The organism is Actinomadura craniellae (assembly GCF_003289645.1).
Taxonomy (GTDB): domain Bacteria; phylum Actinomycetota; class Actinomycetes; order Streptosporangiales; family Streptosporangiaceae; genus Actinomadura_D; species Actinomadura_D craniellae.
In genome coordinates this window covers 14,394-30,158 of sequence record NZ_QLYX01000009.1, presented here as the reverse complement: position 1 = coordinate 30,158, position 15,765 = coordinate 14,394, and the positions used below count along the sequence as shown (strand labels likewise).

The 15,765-nt window shown below is 74.1% G+C and carries 14 protein-coding genes; 9 read left to right on the top strand and 5 right to left on the bottom strand.

Annotation, left to right across the window (positions count from 1 at the left end; genetic code table 11):
• Positions 1-14 precede the first annotated feature (14 nt).
• From DPM19_RS19600 to DPM19_RS35335, 8 genes are all read left to right on the top strand, one after another.
• Entirely contained in the window at positions 15-2,156 is a 2,142-nt protein-coding gene (locus tag DPM19_RS19600; protein ID WP_111869415.1) for an MMPL family transporter, read from the top strand.
• A 106-nt stretch (positions 2,157-2,262) separates the two neighbouring features.
• Positions 2,263-3,252 carry a non-homologous end-joining DNA ligase gene (ligD, locus tag DPM19_RS19595; protein WP_199485175.1) on the top strand — a complete coding sequence of 330 codons (990 nt, stop codon included), beginning with the start codon at positions 2,263-2,265 and terminating at the stop codon, positions 3,250-3,252.
• Positions 3,253-3,319: 67 nt separating this feature from the next.
• Positions 3,320-4,660, top strand: a complete 1,341-nt coding sequence (locus DPM19_RS19590) for a dihydrolipoyl dehydrogenase family protein (RefSeq protein ID WP_111869414.1) — start codon at positions 3,320-3,322, stop codon at positions 4,658-4,660.
• Positions 4,661-4,708: 48 nt separating this feature from the next.
• The gene (locus DPM19_RS35340; protein ID WP_158566832.1) at positions 4,709-4,867 is read left to right on the top strand and encodes a hypothetical protein; all 159 of its coding nucleotides are present in this window, start codon (positions 4,709-4,711) and stop codon (positions 4,865-4,867) included.
• A 109-nt stretch (positions 4,868-4,976) separates the two neighbouring features.
• Complete coding sequence (locus DPM19_RS19585; RefSeq protein ID WP_111869413.1) at positions 4,977-5,597, top strand: TetR/AcrR family transcriptional regulator; 621 nt, start codon at positions 4,977-4,979, stop codon at positions 5,595-5,597.
• A gap of 24 nt (positions 5,598-5,621) precedes the next feature.
• The gene (locus tag DPM19_RS19580) at positions 5,622-5,849 is read left to right on the top strand and encodes a DUF3107 domain-containing protein (RefSeq protein ID WP_111869412.1); all 228 of its coding nucleotides are present in this window, start codon (positions 5,622-5,624) and stop codon (positions 5,847-5,849) included.
• A gap of 85 nt (positions 5,850-5,934) precedes the next feature.
• On the top strand, positions 5,935-6,216 hold the full coding sequence (locus DPM19_RS19575) for a GlsB/YeaQ/YmgE family stress response membrane protein (RefSeq protein ID WP_111869411.1): 282 nt from the start codon (positions 5,935-5,937) through the stop codon (positions 6,214-6,216).
• An 86-nt stretch (positions 6,217-6,302) separates the two neighbouring features.
• Positions 6,303-6,446, top strand: a complete 144-nt coding sequence (locus tag DPM19_RS35335; RefSeq protein WP_158566831.1) for a hypothetical protein — start codon at positions 6,303-6,305, stop codon at positions 6,444-6,446.
• A 73-nt stretch (positions 6,447-6,519) separates the two neighbouring features.
• On the opposite strand, the gene DPM19_RS19565 is transcribed toward DPM19_RS35335, so the two are convergent.
• From DPM19_RS19565 to DPM19_RS36365, 5 genes are all read right to left on the bottom strand, one after another.
• On the bottom strand, positions 6,520-8,310 hold the full coding sequence (locus tag DPM19_RS19565) for a serine/threonine-protein kinase (protein ID WP_111869410.1): 1,791 nt from the start codon (positions 8,308-8,310) through the stop codon (positions 6,520-6,522).
• An 82-nt stretch (positions 8,311-8,392) separates the two neighbouring features.
• The gene (locus tag DPM19_RS35785) at positions 8,393-10,099 is read right to left on the bottom strand and encodes a serine/threonine-protein kinase (protein ID WP_199485174.1); all 1,707 of its coding nucleotides are present in this window, start codon (positions 10,097-10,099) and stop codon (positions 8,393-8,395) included.
• Positions 10,100-10,115: 16 nt separating this feature from the next.
• Entirely contained in the window at positions 10,116-11,951 is a 1,836-nt protein-coding gene (locus DPM19_RS36370; RefSeq protein ID WP_233510508.1) for a serine/threonine-protein kinase, read from the bottom strand.
• Between the two features lie 69 nt (positions 11,952-12,020).
• Positions 12,021-13,787, bottom strand: a complete 1,767-nt coding sequence (locus DPM19_RS19550; RefSeq protein WP_158566830.1) for a serine/threonine-protein kinase — start codon at positions 13,785-13,787, stop codon at positions 12,021-12,023.
• A gap of 403 nt (positions 13,788-14,190) precedes the next feature.
• A complete protein-coding gene (locus DPM19_RS36365; protein ID WP_233510501.1) occupies positions 14,191-14,361 on the bottom strand; it encodes a hypothetical protein in 171 nt (56 codons plus the stop codon).
• Here DPM19_RS36365 and DPM19_RS19545 point away from each other — a divergent pair.
• Positions 14,287-15,699 carry a DEAD/DEAH box helicase gene (locus DPM19_RS19545; RefSeq protein ID WP_233510538.1) on the top strand — a complete coding sequence of 471 codons (1,413 nt, stop codon included), beginning with the start codon at positions 14,287-14,289 and terminating at the stop codon, positions 15,697-15,699. The genes DPM19_RS36365 and DPM19_RS19545 overlap by 75 nt on opposite strands.
• Positions 15,700-15,765: the final 66 nt, after the last annotated feature.

Below are 15,765 nucleotides of genomic sequence, written 5' to 3'. Positions count from 1 at the left end.
AACCGGGAGCAGGGATGTTGGAACGATGGGGACGCCTGGTCCACCGCAGACGGTGGGCCGTCCTGGCCGCGGCGCTGGCCTTCATGATCTTTTCGGGGGTGTGGGGCACCGGCGTGTTCGGCGCGCTCCAGTCGTCCGGCGGGTTCGACACCCCGGGCTCCGAAAGCGTCCAGGCCCAGGAGATCGCCGAGCGCGGCCTCGGCCGGACCGAGGGCGACGTGGTGGTGCTCTACCGCGACCGGGCGGGCCGCACCGTCGACGACCCCGCCTTCCGGGACGCGGTCGCCCGGGAACTGGCCGCACTGCCCAAGGACAAGGTCGCCGCGGCGACCACCCACTGGTCCACCGGCGCACAGCACCTGGTGAGCCGGGACCGCAAGACCACCTACGCCGTCCTGCGGCTCGCCGGCGCGGACGCGGGGGCCCGCGCCGACACCTTCGAGGCGGTCAAGGACGACCTGGCCACGGCGGCGGGGCTCACCGCCCAGCTGGGCGGCCAGGTGCCGACGGAGACCGCGATCAACGAGCGGGTCTCCTCCGACATCGCCCGGGCCGAGATCTTCTCGATGCCGGTGCTGCTGATCCTGCTGGTGGTGATCTTCGGGAGCCTGGCCGCGGCCGGCCTGCCGCTGCTGATCGGCGGGCTGGCGATCCTCGGCTCGTTCACCGCGCTGCACCTGCTCACCTTCGGCACGGACGTCAGCATCTTCGCCATCAACATCACCACCTACCTGGGCCTCGGCCTGGCCATCGACTACGGGCTGTTCATCGTCGCCCGGTTCCGGGAGGAGCTGCGCCGCACCGAGGACGTCGAGGACGCCGTCGCCGCCACCATGACGACCGCTGGCCGCACCGTGCTCGTCTCCGGGGTCACGGTGGCGATCTCGCTGGCCGGGCTGACCCTGTTCCCGCAGGTCTTCCTGCGGTCCATGGGCTACGGCGGTGTCGCCACCGTGGTGGTGTGCATGCTCGCCGCGCTCACCGTGCTGCCCGCCCTGCTGTCCGTGCTCGGCCCCCGGGTCAACGCGCTGCGGGTCCCCTGGCGGAGGAAGGAGAGCGGCCGGCCGGGGACGGGCTGGTACCGGTTCGCCCGGGCCGTGATGCGCCGTCCCGTCGCGGTGATCGTGGGAACCGCGGTCATCCTGCTCGCCCTCGGCACACCCTTCCTGGGGATCAACTGGGGCGGGGTGGACACCAAGGTGCTGCCCGCCGGCACCGAGGCCCGGGTGGTCGCCGACGCCATCGAGCGCGACTTCCCCGGCGGCAACACCGACCCCGTCGACGTGGTGCTCACCGGGCGCGCCGACCCCGCCGCGTTCGCCGCCCGGCTCGGCCAGGTGCCGGGCGTGACCGGCGCCCAGGTGACGGCCGTGCGCGGGGAGACCGCGCGGATCGCGCTGCGCTACGACGGCGACGCCCAGTCCGAGGCCGCCCGCGACCTGCTCCAGCGGGTCCGCGATGTGCCGCCGCCGCCCGGCGCCGACGTCCACGTCGGTGGGGCGACCGCCCTGGTCTCCGACCAGCTCGCCAGCCTGGGGGCGACGCTGCCCTGGGTGGCGCTGCTCGTCGGCCTGGCCACGTTCGTGCTGCTCTTCCTGGCCTTCGGCTCGGTGGTGCTCCCGATCAAGGCGATCGTGATGAACCTTCTGTCGCTCACCGCGGCCTTCGGCGCGGTGGTCTGGATCTTCCAGGACGGCAACCTGTCGGGCCTGCTCGACTTCACCGCCACCGGGTCGATCGCGCCCGCCATGCCGATCCTCATGCTCGCCATGCTGTTCGGCCTGTCGATGGACTACGAGGTGTTCCTGCTGTCGCGGGTCCGCGAGCAGTACGACCTGACCGGGGACAGCACGGAGGCGGTCGCCACCGGGCTGCAGCGCACCGGCGGCGTCATCACCAGCGCCGCCCTGCTGTTCGTGGTGGTGATCGGGGCCCTGTCCACCTCGGGCATCTCGTTCATCAAGCTGTTCGGGGTCGGCATGGTCATCGCGGTCGTGGTGGACGCCACCGTGGTGCGGGCCCTGCTGGTGCCCGCCACCATGCGGCTGCTGGGCCGGGCCAACTGGTGGGCGCCCGGCCCGCTCGGCGGCCTCTACCGCCGGTACGGCATTCGTGAGGAGGACACTCCGGCACCGCGCGAACCCGCACCGGTCTGACGTGCACGGTGCGGCGGGGGCTCGCGAGCCCCCGCCGCACCGTTTTCCGGGTGTCTGACAACGATCTGACACAGTCAATGACGAACAATCGGGTAAGAAGCCCTATATGACCATGCCCTGGCCGGTGGAGCCCATGCTGGCGACCACCGGCGAGCTGCCCGCGGACGCCGAGCACTGGGCGCTGGAGGTCAAGTGGGACGGCGTCCGTGTGATCACGCGTGTTTCGAAGGGGCGCGTCCGCGCCGCGGGCCGGCGCGGCACCGAGGTCGCCGCCCGCTACCCCGAACTGTCCGCTTTGGGGGATCTCGTCCCCGACCGTGACGCCATCCTCGACGGCGAGGTGGTCGCCTTCCACCGGGGCAGGCCCAGCTTCGACCGGCTGCAACGCCGGATGCGCGCCACCCGTCCCGACACCCGGCTGGTCCGCGCGGTCCCGGTCCGGTACGTGGCCTTCGACCTGCTGTACCTGGACGGGCGCGAGCTGTTCCGCCTGCCCTACGCCGACCGTCGGCGGATGCTGGCCGGCCTCGAACTGGCCGGTGCCGGCCCGGTCGAGGCCCCCTCGTTCCTGCACGCGGCCGACGAGGCGCAGGTCCGGGAACTGGTGGACTTCACCCGGGAACAGCGTCTGGAGGGCGTCGTCGCCAAGCGGCTCGACTCGGCGTACCTGCCGGGCCGACGGGTCGACTTCTGGCGGAAGGTGAAGAACTTCCTTACCCAGGAGGTGGTGATCTGTGGCTGGAAGCCCGGTCGCGGCCGGCGCGAGGGCGGGGTCGGCTCGCTGCTGCTGGGCGTCCACGAGAAGGGGGCCCTGGACTTCGTCGGCGAGGTGGGCACCGGCTTCACCGACCAGGCGCTGACCGAGCTGTACGAGCTGCTGTGGCCGCTGCGCCGGCTCACCAGCCCCTACGACGAGGAGCTTCCGGCCGAGTACGCCAAGGACGCGCAGTGGGTGGACCCTCGCCTGGTGGGCGAGGTCGCCTACCGGACGTGGACCCCCGACGACCGGCTGCGCGCCCCGTCATGGCGCGGCCTCCGGGACGACAAGGACCCCTTGGAGGTCATCCGCGAAACACCTGGCCGAACCTCCTCGTAGTCGAACGACTACTCTCCGCCGCCGGATTGCGCCACCATGGGCAGGGTCCGACGGAAGGAGACGACAGATGCCCGATCACGACGTCGTGGTGCTCGGCGGGGGGACCTCCGGCGAGCTGATCGCATCCGAGCTGGCACGCGCGGGCCGGAGCGTGGCCCTGGTCGAGGAACGGCTGGTCGGCGGCGGGCGCCCGCACTTCGCCGACCTGCCGGCCAAGTCGCTGCTGCACTCGGCCCGCCGGGGCGAGAGCTGGGAGCTGGCGGTCGCCCGCCGCCGGGCGCTGACCGGGAACCTCGACGACGCGGCCGCCGCGACCCGGCTCACCGCCGAGGGCGTCACCCTGCTCCGCGGCCGGGGCCGGATCACCGGCCCCGGCACCGTCGAGGTCGACGGGGTCGAGCACGGCTGCACCGACCTGGTCGTCTGCACCGGGAGCGAGCCGGTGCTACCCGAGGTCGAGGGCCTGGCCACGGTCCCGGTGTGGACCAGCGACAACGCGCTGAGCGTGCCCGACCTGCCGCGCCGGCTGGTCGTGCTGGGCGGCGGGCCGTACGGCTGCGAGCTGGCCCAGGCGTACGCGGCGTTCGGCTCGCACGTCACCCTGGTCGAGCCCGAAGAACGGCTGCTCGGCGCGGAGGCGCCCTTCATCGGCGACGCGCTGGCCGGCGCGCTCCGCCGGCGGGGCGCCGAACTGCGGCTGGGCACCGGGCTCGACCGGGTCGATCCGCTCGATCCCGGGGTCCGGCTGTGGCTGTCGGACGGCGTCGTCCTGGACGCCGACCGGATCCTGGTGGCGGGCGAGCGGCGGCCGCGCATCACCGGCCTCGGCCTGGAGACGCTGGGGCTGGTGGTCGACCCCGCGCTGGGGCTGCCGGTCGACGAGACCGGGCGGCTCGTCCCCGAGGAGGAGCCCGACGGGCCCGACACCGGCGGGGTGTGGGCGGCCGGTGACGTCACCGGGCTGCCCCCGGCCAGCCACACCGCGGCCTACCAGGCGCGGGTGGTGGCCTCGAACGTGCTGGGCAAGCGGTACCCGGCCGACCACCGGGCGGTCCCCCGGGTGGTCCGTACCACCCCGGCGGCCTACGCGGTCGGCCTGTCGCCAGCCCGGGCCCGGGAACTCGACGTCGATCTTCTGGTGGCGGGCCACGACCTGGCCCGCACGGTCCGCACCGCCCTGGAGGACGACGGTCCCGGCGGGCGCGTCGAGCTTTACGCCGACCGCGACCGGGGCGTGCTGGTCGGCGCAGCCGCCGTGGGCCCGTACGCTGAGGAGTGGATGGGCGAGATCGCGCTGGCGATCCGCGCCGAGATACCGCTGGGGGTGCTCACCGACATGGTGCACGCGTTCCCGACCTACGGTGAATCACTCGAACCTCCGCTGCGCGAGCTGGCCCGGCGGCTGTGACCGGCCCGCGACGGGCGGGGCCCGGCCCGGGGCCGTGATGGAGGATGCATGACCGAGATGAACGAGGCCGACGCCGCCGAGCAGAACGCCGACCTGGTTCCCGAGGAGGAGCCGGAGGCACCCGCCGAGGTGCCGTTCGACGCGAACGAGGCCGACGTCGTGGCACAAGATCAGATCGTCGGGATCGACGAGGACGACTATCGCTGATCACGATCCTTTGTTAGTGACCTACGAGGTTACTGGCGCGTAGGATGATGGGATTGTTTCCCCGTGATGCCGCATCCGCGGCGCGATGACCAGTTGATCGGAGAAAGCGGTGACCGCGACCCCTGACGCCCGCCCCCGTGGCACGAGACTGCCGCGCATGGCCCGTCGCCGGCAGTTGCTCGGCGCCGCGCAGGAGGTGTTCGTCGCCCAGGGCTACCACGCCGCCGCGATGGACGAGATCGCCGAACGCGCCGGTGTCAGCAAGCCCGTCCTGTACCAGCACTTCCCCGGCAAGCTGGAGCTCTACCTCGCCCTGCTCGACGAGCACGCCGAGGCACTGGTCAACACGGTCCGCGACGCGCTGGAGTCCACCAGCGACAACCGGACGCGGGTGCAGGCCAGCATGCAGGCCTTCTACGACTTCGTGGCCGGCGAGGGCGAGGCGTACCGGCTGGTCTTCGAATCCGACCTGCGCAACGTCGCGCCCGTCCGCGCCCGGGTCGAGCGGGCCAACCACCAGTGCGCCGAGATGATCGCCCGGGTGATCCAGACCGACACCGACGCGCCCAGCGACGAGGCGTACCTGCTGGGCATGGGCCTGGTCGGCATGGCCGAGGTCAGCGCCCGCTACTGGCTCTCCCAGCATCGCGCCATCCCCAAGGACACCGCGGAGAAGATCATCGCCAGGCTGGCCTGGCGGGGCATCTCCGGCTTCCCGATGACCAACTGAACCCTCCAGGCAGGAGCCGTCCACGTGCAGGTACGCATCGGTGTCCAGTCCGTTCCCAAGGAGCTCGTCGTCGAGACGACGCTGTCGGCCGACGAGGTCGAGCGGGCGCTGAACGAGGCGCTCGCCGTCGACGACGGCGTCTTCGTCCTCCAGGACGAGCGGGGCGGCCGTGTCGCCGTGCCCGTCGACCGGCTGGCCTACCTGGAGATCTCCGAGGACGACACCCGGCGGGTCGGATTCGGCACCCTGTGACCCCCGTAGGCAAAACTTTCGTTTAAGGCGCGTCAGCCGGGCATAACGGTCGCCGTCCGTCACGTCTACGGGATGGGGATCCAAAATGCTGACGACGATTCTCTGGTCCATACTCGTCGGTGCCGTGATCGGCGCCCTGGCCCGGGTGATCGTTCCGGGCCGTAATCCGATCGGCGTCGTGCTGACCGTCCTGGTCGGTATCGCCGGGTCACTGCTGGGCGGGGTCATCGCCGAGGCGCTGGGCGCCGGCACGATGGTCGCGCTGCTCTTCGCGGTGATCATCGCCGCCCTCGGCGTCGCACTGCTGACGGCGGCCAACCGCGGCGGTCGCTGGGGCCGGGGCAGCACCCGCAGCCGCACCTTCTGACCCCCCTGAGCCGGGCCTGTCCGGCACCCCCGGCCGGTCAGGCCCTTACCGGCGGCCCCCGCCTCCCCGCGGCGGGGGCCGTCGTCATGCCCGACGTCATGCCCGACGTCATGCCCGACGTCATGCCCGACGTCATGCCCGACGTCATGCCCGACGTCATGCCCGACGTCATGCCCGACGTCATGTTCGGTGTCATGCCCGCGGCACGGCGTCCGCGCGGGGATCCGTAGGTCCGCTCGGCCGTCACGCAGGCCCGGGACCGGGCTCCCGGCGCCGGCCGGCTCGTCGTCCGGACGGCACCCGTCACGAGCGCCCGGGGGTCGGGCGCCCGGGGGTCGGGGCGGCGGGCAGCAGGGCCAGGAAGCCGGGCGCCAGCAGGTCGCGGATCCTGCTGTACGGCACCTTGACGAGGTGACCCTCGCAGGGGAAACCGGTGCCCGGCCCCACCTCCAGGCCGTCGGCCGCCGGCATGATCACCACCTCGGGAAGTACGGCACCGCCCGCGGGGCGCAGGTGGGCCGGAGTGATCGTGGCGGGGAGCATGTTGCACAGATCCTGGCTGGGGCGCCGCGCGGGCAGCCGCCCGGAGAGCCCGCCCAGGCCGGCGGGAGTGAACATGTCGGCAGAGGTGATCACCTTGCCGGTCTCCGGGTCGACCGTCACCACCGGCGCGGCGCCGAAGTACTCGCTCGCGCAGATCAGGCCGAGCTGCAGGTCGTACCGCACCGAGACCAACCGGGGCCCCGAGACGCCGCGCACCATCGTGCCCCGCAGATGCGCGCCCCGGCACCCCGGGCTCGGCCTGCCGTAGTCCGTCTGCTGCTGCAGGGTCGTCCGGGAGGATGCGATCACCCGGTCCAGGGGCGCCCGCAGCGCCGTGTTGACCCGCCCCTGGAGGGCCTTGTCCCGCAACGTGACCTGCAGGTACCTGACGCCCTCGATGGTGAAGTCGGGCCGGCCGCCGGAAACCGGGTACGCCGTGTTCAGCAGTGGCTCGGACGCGCTGACGAACTGCGCGGGCGGCGGCGCCTCGTCTCCGGATCCGGAGACGATGACGGCCCCGGTCGCGGTGGCCCCGACCACGGAGGCCGCCGCGATCCCGAGGGCGACCTTGCCGCCGGCGGTCGCCAGGACGCCGCCCCCGGACGCCGCCCCCGCCGTCCCGGACGCCGCTCCCGCCGCTCCCGCCGTCCCGGAGCCGGCGGCCACGGCACCGCCCGCCGGAGCGGCCAGGGCGGCCAGCGGGAAGACCGCGGCCAGCGCCACCGCGGCCGCGGCCAGCGCCCGGACGCCGCGCCGCTCCCAGTCGACGCCGTAGGCGGCGGTGGCCGCCGCCTCCAGATCGGTCACGAACGTCCGCGCCCCGTCCGGGCGGTCCGCCGGATGCTTGGCCAGGCCGCGGGCCAGCAGCGGGCGCAGCGGTTCCGGCACCCCTTCCACCGGCGGCGGGGCGGTGATGTGCCGGGCCATCAGCGCCACCTGGTCGGCGGCCTCGTAGGGCTTGCGGCCGGTGACGCACTCGAAGAACACGCACGTCGCCGCGTACACGTCGGTCGCCGGCCCGGCCGGCTCCCCGCGCCACTGCTCCGGCGCCATGTAGGCCGGGGTGCCCGAACGCGCCGCCCTTCCCGCCAGCGCCGCCACCCCGAAGTCGATCAGTTTGCTCAGCCCGTCGGCCTGGACGACCACGTTCGCCGGCTTGTAGTCGCGGTGCACCACCCCGGCCGCGTGCGCCGCCGCCAGGCCGAGCAGCGACCCCTTCAGCACCGCCAGCGCGGCCTCGGGCTGCAACGGCGCGTGCCGGGTCAGCAGGTCGCGCAGCGGGGCGCCGTCCACCGCCTCCATCAGGATCGCCGCGGTCGACTCGTGCTCGTAGTGGCCGAACCAGCGCGCCACGTACGGGCTCTGGACGCTCTTGAGCAGCGCCGACTCGGACCGGAACGCCTCCCGCGCCCCCTCGGTGGCGGCGAGGGCGTACTTCAGCACCGCGATCCGGCCGCTCTCTCCCTGCCGGACCAGCACCGCCCTGCCCTGCGCGCCCTCTCCGAGCACCTTCACCTCGGTGAAGCCCGGCACCCGCCAGGTGTCGTTCATCGGCACTCCTTCGGTTCGGTCAACGCGGCGAGGGTCTCGGGCTCGAGCAGGTCGCGCGCCCGGGCCAGGCCCGGGCACCCCGTCACGACGGCACCGGAGTGGGCACGGGGCGCGCTCCGGCCGCCTGCTCGGCCAGGCGGGGGATCACCAGATCCGCCAGCCGGGCGTAGGGCATCTCGATCGTCTCGCTGCGGCAGGCCTCGGAGACGTCCCCGCCCAGTGTCCTGATATCGACGAAGAAGTCCATGTGCCCGGGAGCAAGCATCACCTGGACGGGCGCGTCCTCGCGGGTGAGGTCCCGTGGCGTGAGCCGGGCCTGCAGGCCACCGGTCTCGCTGAGGCAGCCGTTGGCGCTCAGCCTCCGCAGCCGGTCGAGGAGCGCCCCGGCGCCGGCGTCGGTCAGCACGGCGGGCCGGAACAGCTCGCGCGGGCCCAGTGCCCGGCCGGTGACGAGGTCGACCACCACCGTCCGGACGGCGTAGAAGTTCTTCACCCAGTTCCCCTCCATGCCGGGCTCCGGGCGGGGGGACACGTCGTAGCGGACCGACAGCAGTTCGGAGCCGTGCATGGTCACGGTCGCCGTGGTGCCCACCGGAAAGGCCGCCCCGGTGCGGAAGGAGCGCGTCAGCCGGTCCGCCGGGGCGCGCAGGACCGCGTTGATCCGCCGCTGCACCGCCGGGTCGCGATGACCGCCGACGGTGACGAACTGGAACTCCTCGCCGGGACGGCTCGCGGTGCCGATCGACAGGGAGACCGGGCGCCAGGGGGCGGGTTCCGGTTCCCCCTGCTGCACCGCGTACACCCCGGCCCCGCCCGCGGTCACCACCGCGGTCGCCGCCACGGCGAGCGTCACCTTGGTGGCGGCCGCGCCCAGCGCGCCCCCGCCCGCCGCGCCCGCCACGCCCCCGCCGGCCGCGACCGCCGTACCGGGCGCCGCCAGCGCGCCCAGCGGGAACAGCATGGCCAGGGCCACCGCCGCGCCGGCCAGCGCGCGCACGCCCCGGGCCTCCCAGTCCGGCCCGTACGCGGCCGCCGCCGTCGCCTCCAACTCCACGACGAACTCGGCGGCTCCCGCCGGCCGGTCCGCCGCCCGCTTGGCCAGACCGTGCGCCAGCAGCGGGCGCAGTGGCTCCGGTACCCGCTCCACCGGTGGCGGCGCGGTGAGGTGCTGGGCCATCAGCGGCGCCCGCTCCGTCTCGGGGTACGGCGGGCCCCCGGTGGCGCACTCGAAGAACACGCACGTCGCCGCGTACACGTCGGTCGCCGGCCCGGCCGGCTCCCCGCGCCACTGCTCCGGCGCCATGTAGCGGGGGGTGCCCGCGGCCGAGCCCCGGCCGGCCGGGGCCGCGATCCCGAAGTCGATGAGCTTGCTCAGCCCGTCTGCCTGGACGACCACGTTCGCCGGCTTGTAGTCCCGGTGCACCACCCCCACCGCGTGCGCAGCCGCCAGACCCAGCAGCGACCCCTTCAGCACCGCCAGCGCCGCCTCCGGCCCCAGCGCCCCATGCCGCCCCAGGATCTCCTTCAACGAGACCCCGTCCACCGCCTCCATCACGATCGCCATGCCGTGCGGGCTCTCCACCAGTTGGTACAGCCGGGCCACGTGCGGGTCGTCCACCGACGCGAGCATCAGCGCCTCCTGTGGCGCCCCGGGTCCGCCCGGCGGCAGATACTTGATCGCCACCGGGGTGCCCGCCGTCTCGTGCCGGGCCAGCACCACCCGGCCCTGCGCGCCCGCGCCCAGCGGCCGCACCTCGGTGAAGCCGGACACTCGCCAGGTGTCGTTCAATCGGCGCTCCTTCGGTTCAGCTGCGGGTAGGGGCCGGCGAGCCGGTGGGCAACGCCGCGAGGATCTCGGGCTTGAGCAGGTCGCGCACCTGGGCGTAGGAGGCGGTCAGCCGGTCGTAGGGGCACTCGCTGCCGCCGGGCGACCAGCTGACCTCGAAGCGGTCCGGGGCCAGGAACGGCGTGGCGGTCGGCGGCCACTCCACGTCCTCGATCGGGCGGGGGAGGAAGTCCGCCCGCTCCGGGTCCTCTCCGCCACTGCACACGCCGGCCGCCCACATGTCCGGGAAGTCGCTCTTCAGCCGGCTCCACAGGGTGCGCAGCCCGGCGGGGGTGAGGGCTTCCGGCCGGAACACGTCGTCCGCGGTGAGTGCCCGACCCGTGTCCAGGTCGACCGTGACCGCCCAGGAGGGGTACTCGCCGTCGGCGGGCGCGCAGTACCCGTTGCGCGTCCGGTAGGCGGCCGAGACGAACCTCGGCCCGCGCAGCCCGAGCCGGGCGGTCGTGGTGAGGAAGGCGGTGGTGGTGCAGGCCGCGCCGACCTGGGCGGTCCCGGAGTGCAACTGCCGGGCGGTCCAGTCCAGGGGCGCCCGCAGCGCGGTGTTGATCCGCCGCTGGACGGCCGGATCGCGATGGCCGGAGATCTGGACGTACTGTGCGTTGCGGATCTCCAGCGGCACGTCGGTGTACCGCTGGTTCTGGGTGGAGACGGCGACCGCGACGGGCCGGACCGGGGGCGCCGCGTCCTCCTGCTGGGCGAACACGACGGCCCCGGTGCCCACCGCGGCGACCGCCGTGACGCCCGCGACGGCCAGCGCGACCTTGCCGCCCACCGCCGCGCCCGCACCGCCCGCCGCACCCGCGCCCGCACCACCCGCCGCGCCCGCCGCACCCGCACCGCCGGCGGAGGCCGCCCCGCCCGCCGACGCCGCGCCGCCCGCGGACACCGCCGCGCCGCCGCCGGCGGCCAGAGCCGTGCCGGGGGCGAGAAGCGCGGCGAGCGGGAAGAGGGCGGCGAGGGCGGCCGCGGCCATCGCCAGCCCGCGGACCCCGCGGCCCTCCCAGTCCGGCCCGTACACCGCGGCGGCCGCCGTCTCCAGTTCGACGACGAACTCGCGGGCGCCGGGCGGGCGATCCGCCGGGTCCTTGGCCAGGCCGTGCTCCAGCAGCCGGCGCAGCGGGTCCGGCATGCCCTCCACCGGTGGCGGCGCGGTGAGGTGCCGACCCATCAGCGCCACCTGGTCGGCGGCCTCGTAGGGCCTGCGGCCGGTGGCGCACTCGAAGAACACGCACGTCGCCGCGTACACGTCCGCGGCCGGCCCGGCGGGTTCCCCGCGCCACTGCTCCGGCGCCATGTAGGCCGGGGTGCCCGAGCGGGAGCCGACACCCGACGGCGCGGCCACCCCGAAGTCGATGAGCTTGCTCAGCCCGTCTGCCTGGACGACCACGTTCGCCGGCTTGTAGTCCCGGTGCACCACCCCCACCGCGTGCGCAGCCGCCAGACCCAGCAGCGACCCCTTCAGCACCGCCAGCGCCGCCTCCGGCCCCAGCGCCCCATGCCGCCCCAGGATCTCCTTCAACGAGACCCCGTCCACCGCCTCCATCACGATCGCCGCGCCGCGCTCGCCCGCGACGAACTCGTAGAGCCGCACCACGTGCGGGTCGGTCACCCTGCCGAGCAGGACGGCCTCCGCGCGCAGTCGCTCCACCGTCTGCTCGTCCCCGGTCGCGCCGTCCAGGTACTTGATCGCCACGGGTGTGCCGGTCTCGTCCCGGCGGGCCAGCACCACCCGGCCCTGCGCGCCCGCGCCCAGTTCCCGGATCTCGCTGAACCCGGAAACGCTCCATCCGGCCATCCCCGTCTCCTTCGCGCCGCTGCAAGATCTAGAAATAGCGGAGAATGCGGAATATGTCGCGTAGCGTGGTCAGGGTCGGACCAGCGCGAGCGCCAGCACCTCGGGCCGCACCAGGTCCCGCACCTCGCTGTACGGCAGGTGGACCACCTGGTCCCGGCAACGGTAGGAGGCATAGCTCACCGACACCTCCAGGTGCCGGAGGGCGAACATCACCCCGATCCTGCTGCGGCCGTCCTGGTTCGGCTCGAAGTCGGCGCGGGTGACCTCGGCGGGCCGGATCCCGCACTCGCCCTCCGGCGGGAAGCGCACCCGCCCGACGAAGGAGCGCAGTCCGGCCGGGGTCAGCACCGCGGGCTGGAAGATGTCGTCCAGACCCAGCGGCCGGCCGGTGCGCACGTCCACCGTGACCGGAAGCAGCCAGTCGAGACCGCCCTCGCAGTCGCCGACCGTGGTCAGCGCGAGCCGGTAGCGCGCCGAGATCAGGCCCGGACCGGTCAGGCCGATCTTCACCGCGGTCGCGATCGTGTTCTGCTGGGCGCACTCGGGCCCGGCGGGGGTCCGGAGCCGGCGGTCGATGTTCAGCAACGTGCGCAACCGGGCCACCTCCGCGTCCAGCGGCTCGCGCAGCGCGGCGTTGATCCGCCGTTGCGCCGCCGGGTCGACGTGGCCCGAGATCGTGACCACCTGGGACGCCCGCACCTCGAACGGCGGGCTGGCGACGCGCGTCGCGACCGGTGAGGGGGCGACCGCGAGCGTGAACGCCGGCGGCCGGGGATGCTCGTGGGTGACCGCGTACACCCCCGCGCCGCCCGCGCTCGCGAGCACCGCACCGCCCGCCACCGCCAGCACGACCTTCGCCCCGGGCCGGGCGAACAGGCCGCGCAGGCCGCCCGGTTCGGCCTGGCGCCCCGGCTCCTCGACCGGCACGAGTTCCCGCGTCGACGGCGGGGGTTCGGGCGCCGGCGGCTCGGGGGGCGCCGGCTCCTGCGCAGGCGGAGCGGGCGGCGGGACGGGCGGGCGCCGGGGCGCGGTGTGGAAAGGGGTGGCGGGGAGCGCGGCGGCGGCGGTCGCCAGCCGCTCCCGGCCGCGTGCCTCCCAGCCCGAGCCGTACGTCGACGTGGCGACCTCGTCGAGTTCGGCGGCGAACGCGGCGGAGTCCGGGCGGTCCTCGGGGTCCTCGGCCAGGCCGGCCCGGATCAGCGACCGGACCAGGCGTGGCAGTTCCGCCGGGTCGGCGTCCGGGTCGCCGGTCGCGCACTCCATGAACACGCGGGTCGCGGCGTACACGTCCGCCGCGGGGCCGGGCCGCCCCTCGGGCGCCGGGTACGCCGGTTCGCCCGGCTCGGCCCCGAGGGCGACGTCGACCAGCCGGGCGGGCCCGTACTCGGGGACCAGCACGTCGGCGGGCCGGTGGTCGCGGTGGGCGACCCCGACCCCGTGCACGGCGGCCAGCCCCAGCAGTGAGTGTTTCAGTACCGCCAGCGAGGCCACCGGGTCCAGCCGGTCGTGCACGTCGAGCACCGCGCGCAGGGTGACGCCCTTCACCGCCTCCATCACGACGGCCGCGCCGTGCGAGAACTCGACGTAGCCGTGCAGCCGGGTGACGTACGGGCTGCGCAGCCGCCGCAGCCGGCCGGCCTCGGCGCGGAACCGGGCCAGGAAGCGCTCGTCGGCGAGATAGCGGGCGGCCAGGTACTTGATCGCCACAAGCTCGCCGGAGTGCTGCTGGCGGGCCAGCACCACCCGGCCCTGCGTTCCCGTGCCCAGCTCGGTCAGCTCGGTGAAACCGGGCAGACCGGGGACCCGCCAGGTTCCCGTACGCGGCTTCTGCTCCATTGAGCCCATATGGGACCGGAAGATCCGGGTACTGCGCAACCTCTTCGGGTAGGGGAAATAGCTTGGCGCCCAGAGTTCGGAAATAGCGGGAGAGCAGCGGACGTTCCAACCATTGATCTGCTATTGGTGCGCTGGCGTAAAGCCCGGTACACTGTGTCGCGGAATGTGACTGCGCGCAGCTACACCGAGTCGCCGCGTTCACCCTCAGCGGTCACGAAGGAATGATTGACGGCTGGTCCCTCCCGCGCGAGCGCGCGGCCGTGCGAAGCGATCGGCAGGCGCACCAGCGCCCTGCCGCTGATCTACGCCGCCTCGCAGTATCGCCGCAGCGCCGCGCACCGGGAGAGCGGACCCCGCACTATGGAGGCTGAAAGCCCTGTCTACGTTTCGTGAACTCGGGGTCCTACCCGAGATAGCAGATGCCCTCGCGACCGAGAGCATCGTCAACGCGTTCCCCATCCAGCAGCTCGCCCTGCCCATCGCGCTCGGCGGCCACGACATCATCGGCCAGGCCCGCACCGGAACCGGCAAGACCCTGGCGTTCGGCATCCCGCTGCTCCAGCGGATCGAGCACGGCGGCACCAAGCCGCAGGCGCTGGTGCTCGTGCCCACCCGTGAACTGGCCAGCCAGGTCACCGCCGACCTCCGGCTCGCCGGCACCAAGCTCGGCACCCGGGTGCTGTCGGTGTACGGCGGCCGGGCGTACGAGCCGCAGATCGACGCCCTCCGCGACGGCGTCGAGGCGGTCGTCGGCACCCCGGGCCGGCTGCTCGACCTGGTCCGGCAGAAGCACCTCGACCTGTCCCAGATCAACACGCTGGTGCTCGACGAGGCCGACCGCATGCTCGACCTGGGCTTCCTGCCCGACATGGAGCGGATCATCGACCTGGTCCCGGTCGAGCGGCAGACCATGCTGTTCTCCGCGACCATGCCCGGCGAGATCGTCGCGCTGTCCCGCCGCTACCTGCGCCGGCCAACCAACGTGCGCGCCGAGTCGCACACCGAGTCCGAGGCCACCCCGCAGGTCGCCCAGCACGTCTTCCAGGCCCACCAGATGGACAAGCCGGAGATGCTGGCCCGCCTCCTCCAGGCCCGGGGCCGAGGGCTGACCATGGTGTTCTGCCAGACCAAGCGGGCCTGCGACCGGGTCGCCGCCGACCTGGCCGGCCGCGGCTTCGCGGCGGCCGCGGTGCACGGCGACCTCGGCCAGAGCCAGCGCGAGCGGGCGCTGCGGGCGTTCCGGTCCGGCAAGATCGACGTCCTGGTGGCCACCGACGTGGCGGCCCGCGGGCTCGACGTCGACGACGTCACCCACGTGGTCAACTACGAGTGCCCCGACTCCGCCGACACCTACGTGCACCGGATCGGGCGCACCGGGCGGGCGGGCCGCGAAGGCATCTCGGTGACGCTGGTCGACTGGGCCGACCTGACCCGGTGGAAGCTGATCAACACCACCCTCGACCTGCCGTTCGCCGCGCCCGAGGAGACCTACTCCACCTCCCCGCACTTCTACGCCGTGCTGGACATCCCGACCGAGGTCACCGGCAAGCTGCCGCGCGACCGGCGAGAGCGGGCCGGCCTGGCCGCCGAGGAGCTCGAGGACATCGGCGAGACCGGCCGCAGCCGGTCCCGGCGCGATGCCGACCAGGACACCGACGAGCGCCCCGCCCGGCGCCGCCGGTCCGGGCAGCGCCGGCGCACCCGAAGCGGGCGCCCTGTCACGGGCACTGTCACTGGCACGGACGCGGCGGCCGGCGAGGCCCCGGCCGAGGCGGCCGAGCCCGGCACCGAGCCCGCCGGTGAGGCCGCACCCGCCGCGGGCGCCCGGTCCCGCAATCGCAACCGGCGGCGCACCCGGGGCGGGCGTACCGCACGGCCCGCGGCCGCCGCCGAGTCGAGTGAGAACTCCTGACTCCTTCCCGGTCCCGGACGACCACGGCCCGCGCGGGTCGTGGTCGGCCCCGTCCCGAGCAATCTC

Excerpts from the sequence above, each read along its gene's own strand:
- DPM19_RS35335 (WP_158566831.1), top strand. The coding sequence starts at position 6,303 with ATGCCCGACGTCATGCCCGACGTCATGCCCGACGTCATGCCCGACGTC.
- DPM19_RS36370 (WP_233510508.1), bottom strand. The coding sequence starts at position 11,951 with ATGGCCGGATGGAGCGTTTCCGGGTTCAGCGAGATCCGGGAACTGGGC.
- DPM19_RS35340 (WP_158566832.1), top strand. The coding sequence starts at position 4,709 with ATGACCGAGATGAACGAGGCCGACGCCGCCGAGCAGAACGCCGACCTG.
- ligD (WP_199485175.1), top strand. The coding sequence starts at position 2,263 with ATGACCATGCCCTGGCCGGTGGAGCCCATGCTGGCGACCACCGGCGAG.
- DPM19_RS19575 (WP_111869411.1), top strand. The coding sequence starts at position 5,935 with ATGCTGACGACGATTCTCTGGTCCATACTCGTCGGTGCCGTGATCGGC.
- DPM19_RS19600 (WP_111869415.1), top strand. The coding sequence starts at position 15 with ATGTTGGAACGATGGGGACGCCTGGTCCACCGCAGACGGTGGGCCGTC.
- DPM19_RS19565 (WP_111869410.1), bottom strand. The coding sequence starts at position 8,310 with ATGAACGACACCTGGCGGGTGCCGGGCTTCACCGAGGTGAAGGTGCTC.
- DPM19_RS19550 (WP_158566830.1), bottom strand. The coding sequence starts at position 13,787 with ATGGAGCAGAAGCCGCGTACGGGAACCTGGCGGGTCCCCGGTCTGCCC.
- DPM19_RS19590 (WP_111869414.1), top strand. The coding sequence starts at position 3,320 with ATGCCCGATCACGACGTCGTGGTGCTCGGCGGGGGGACCTCCGGCGAG.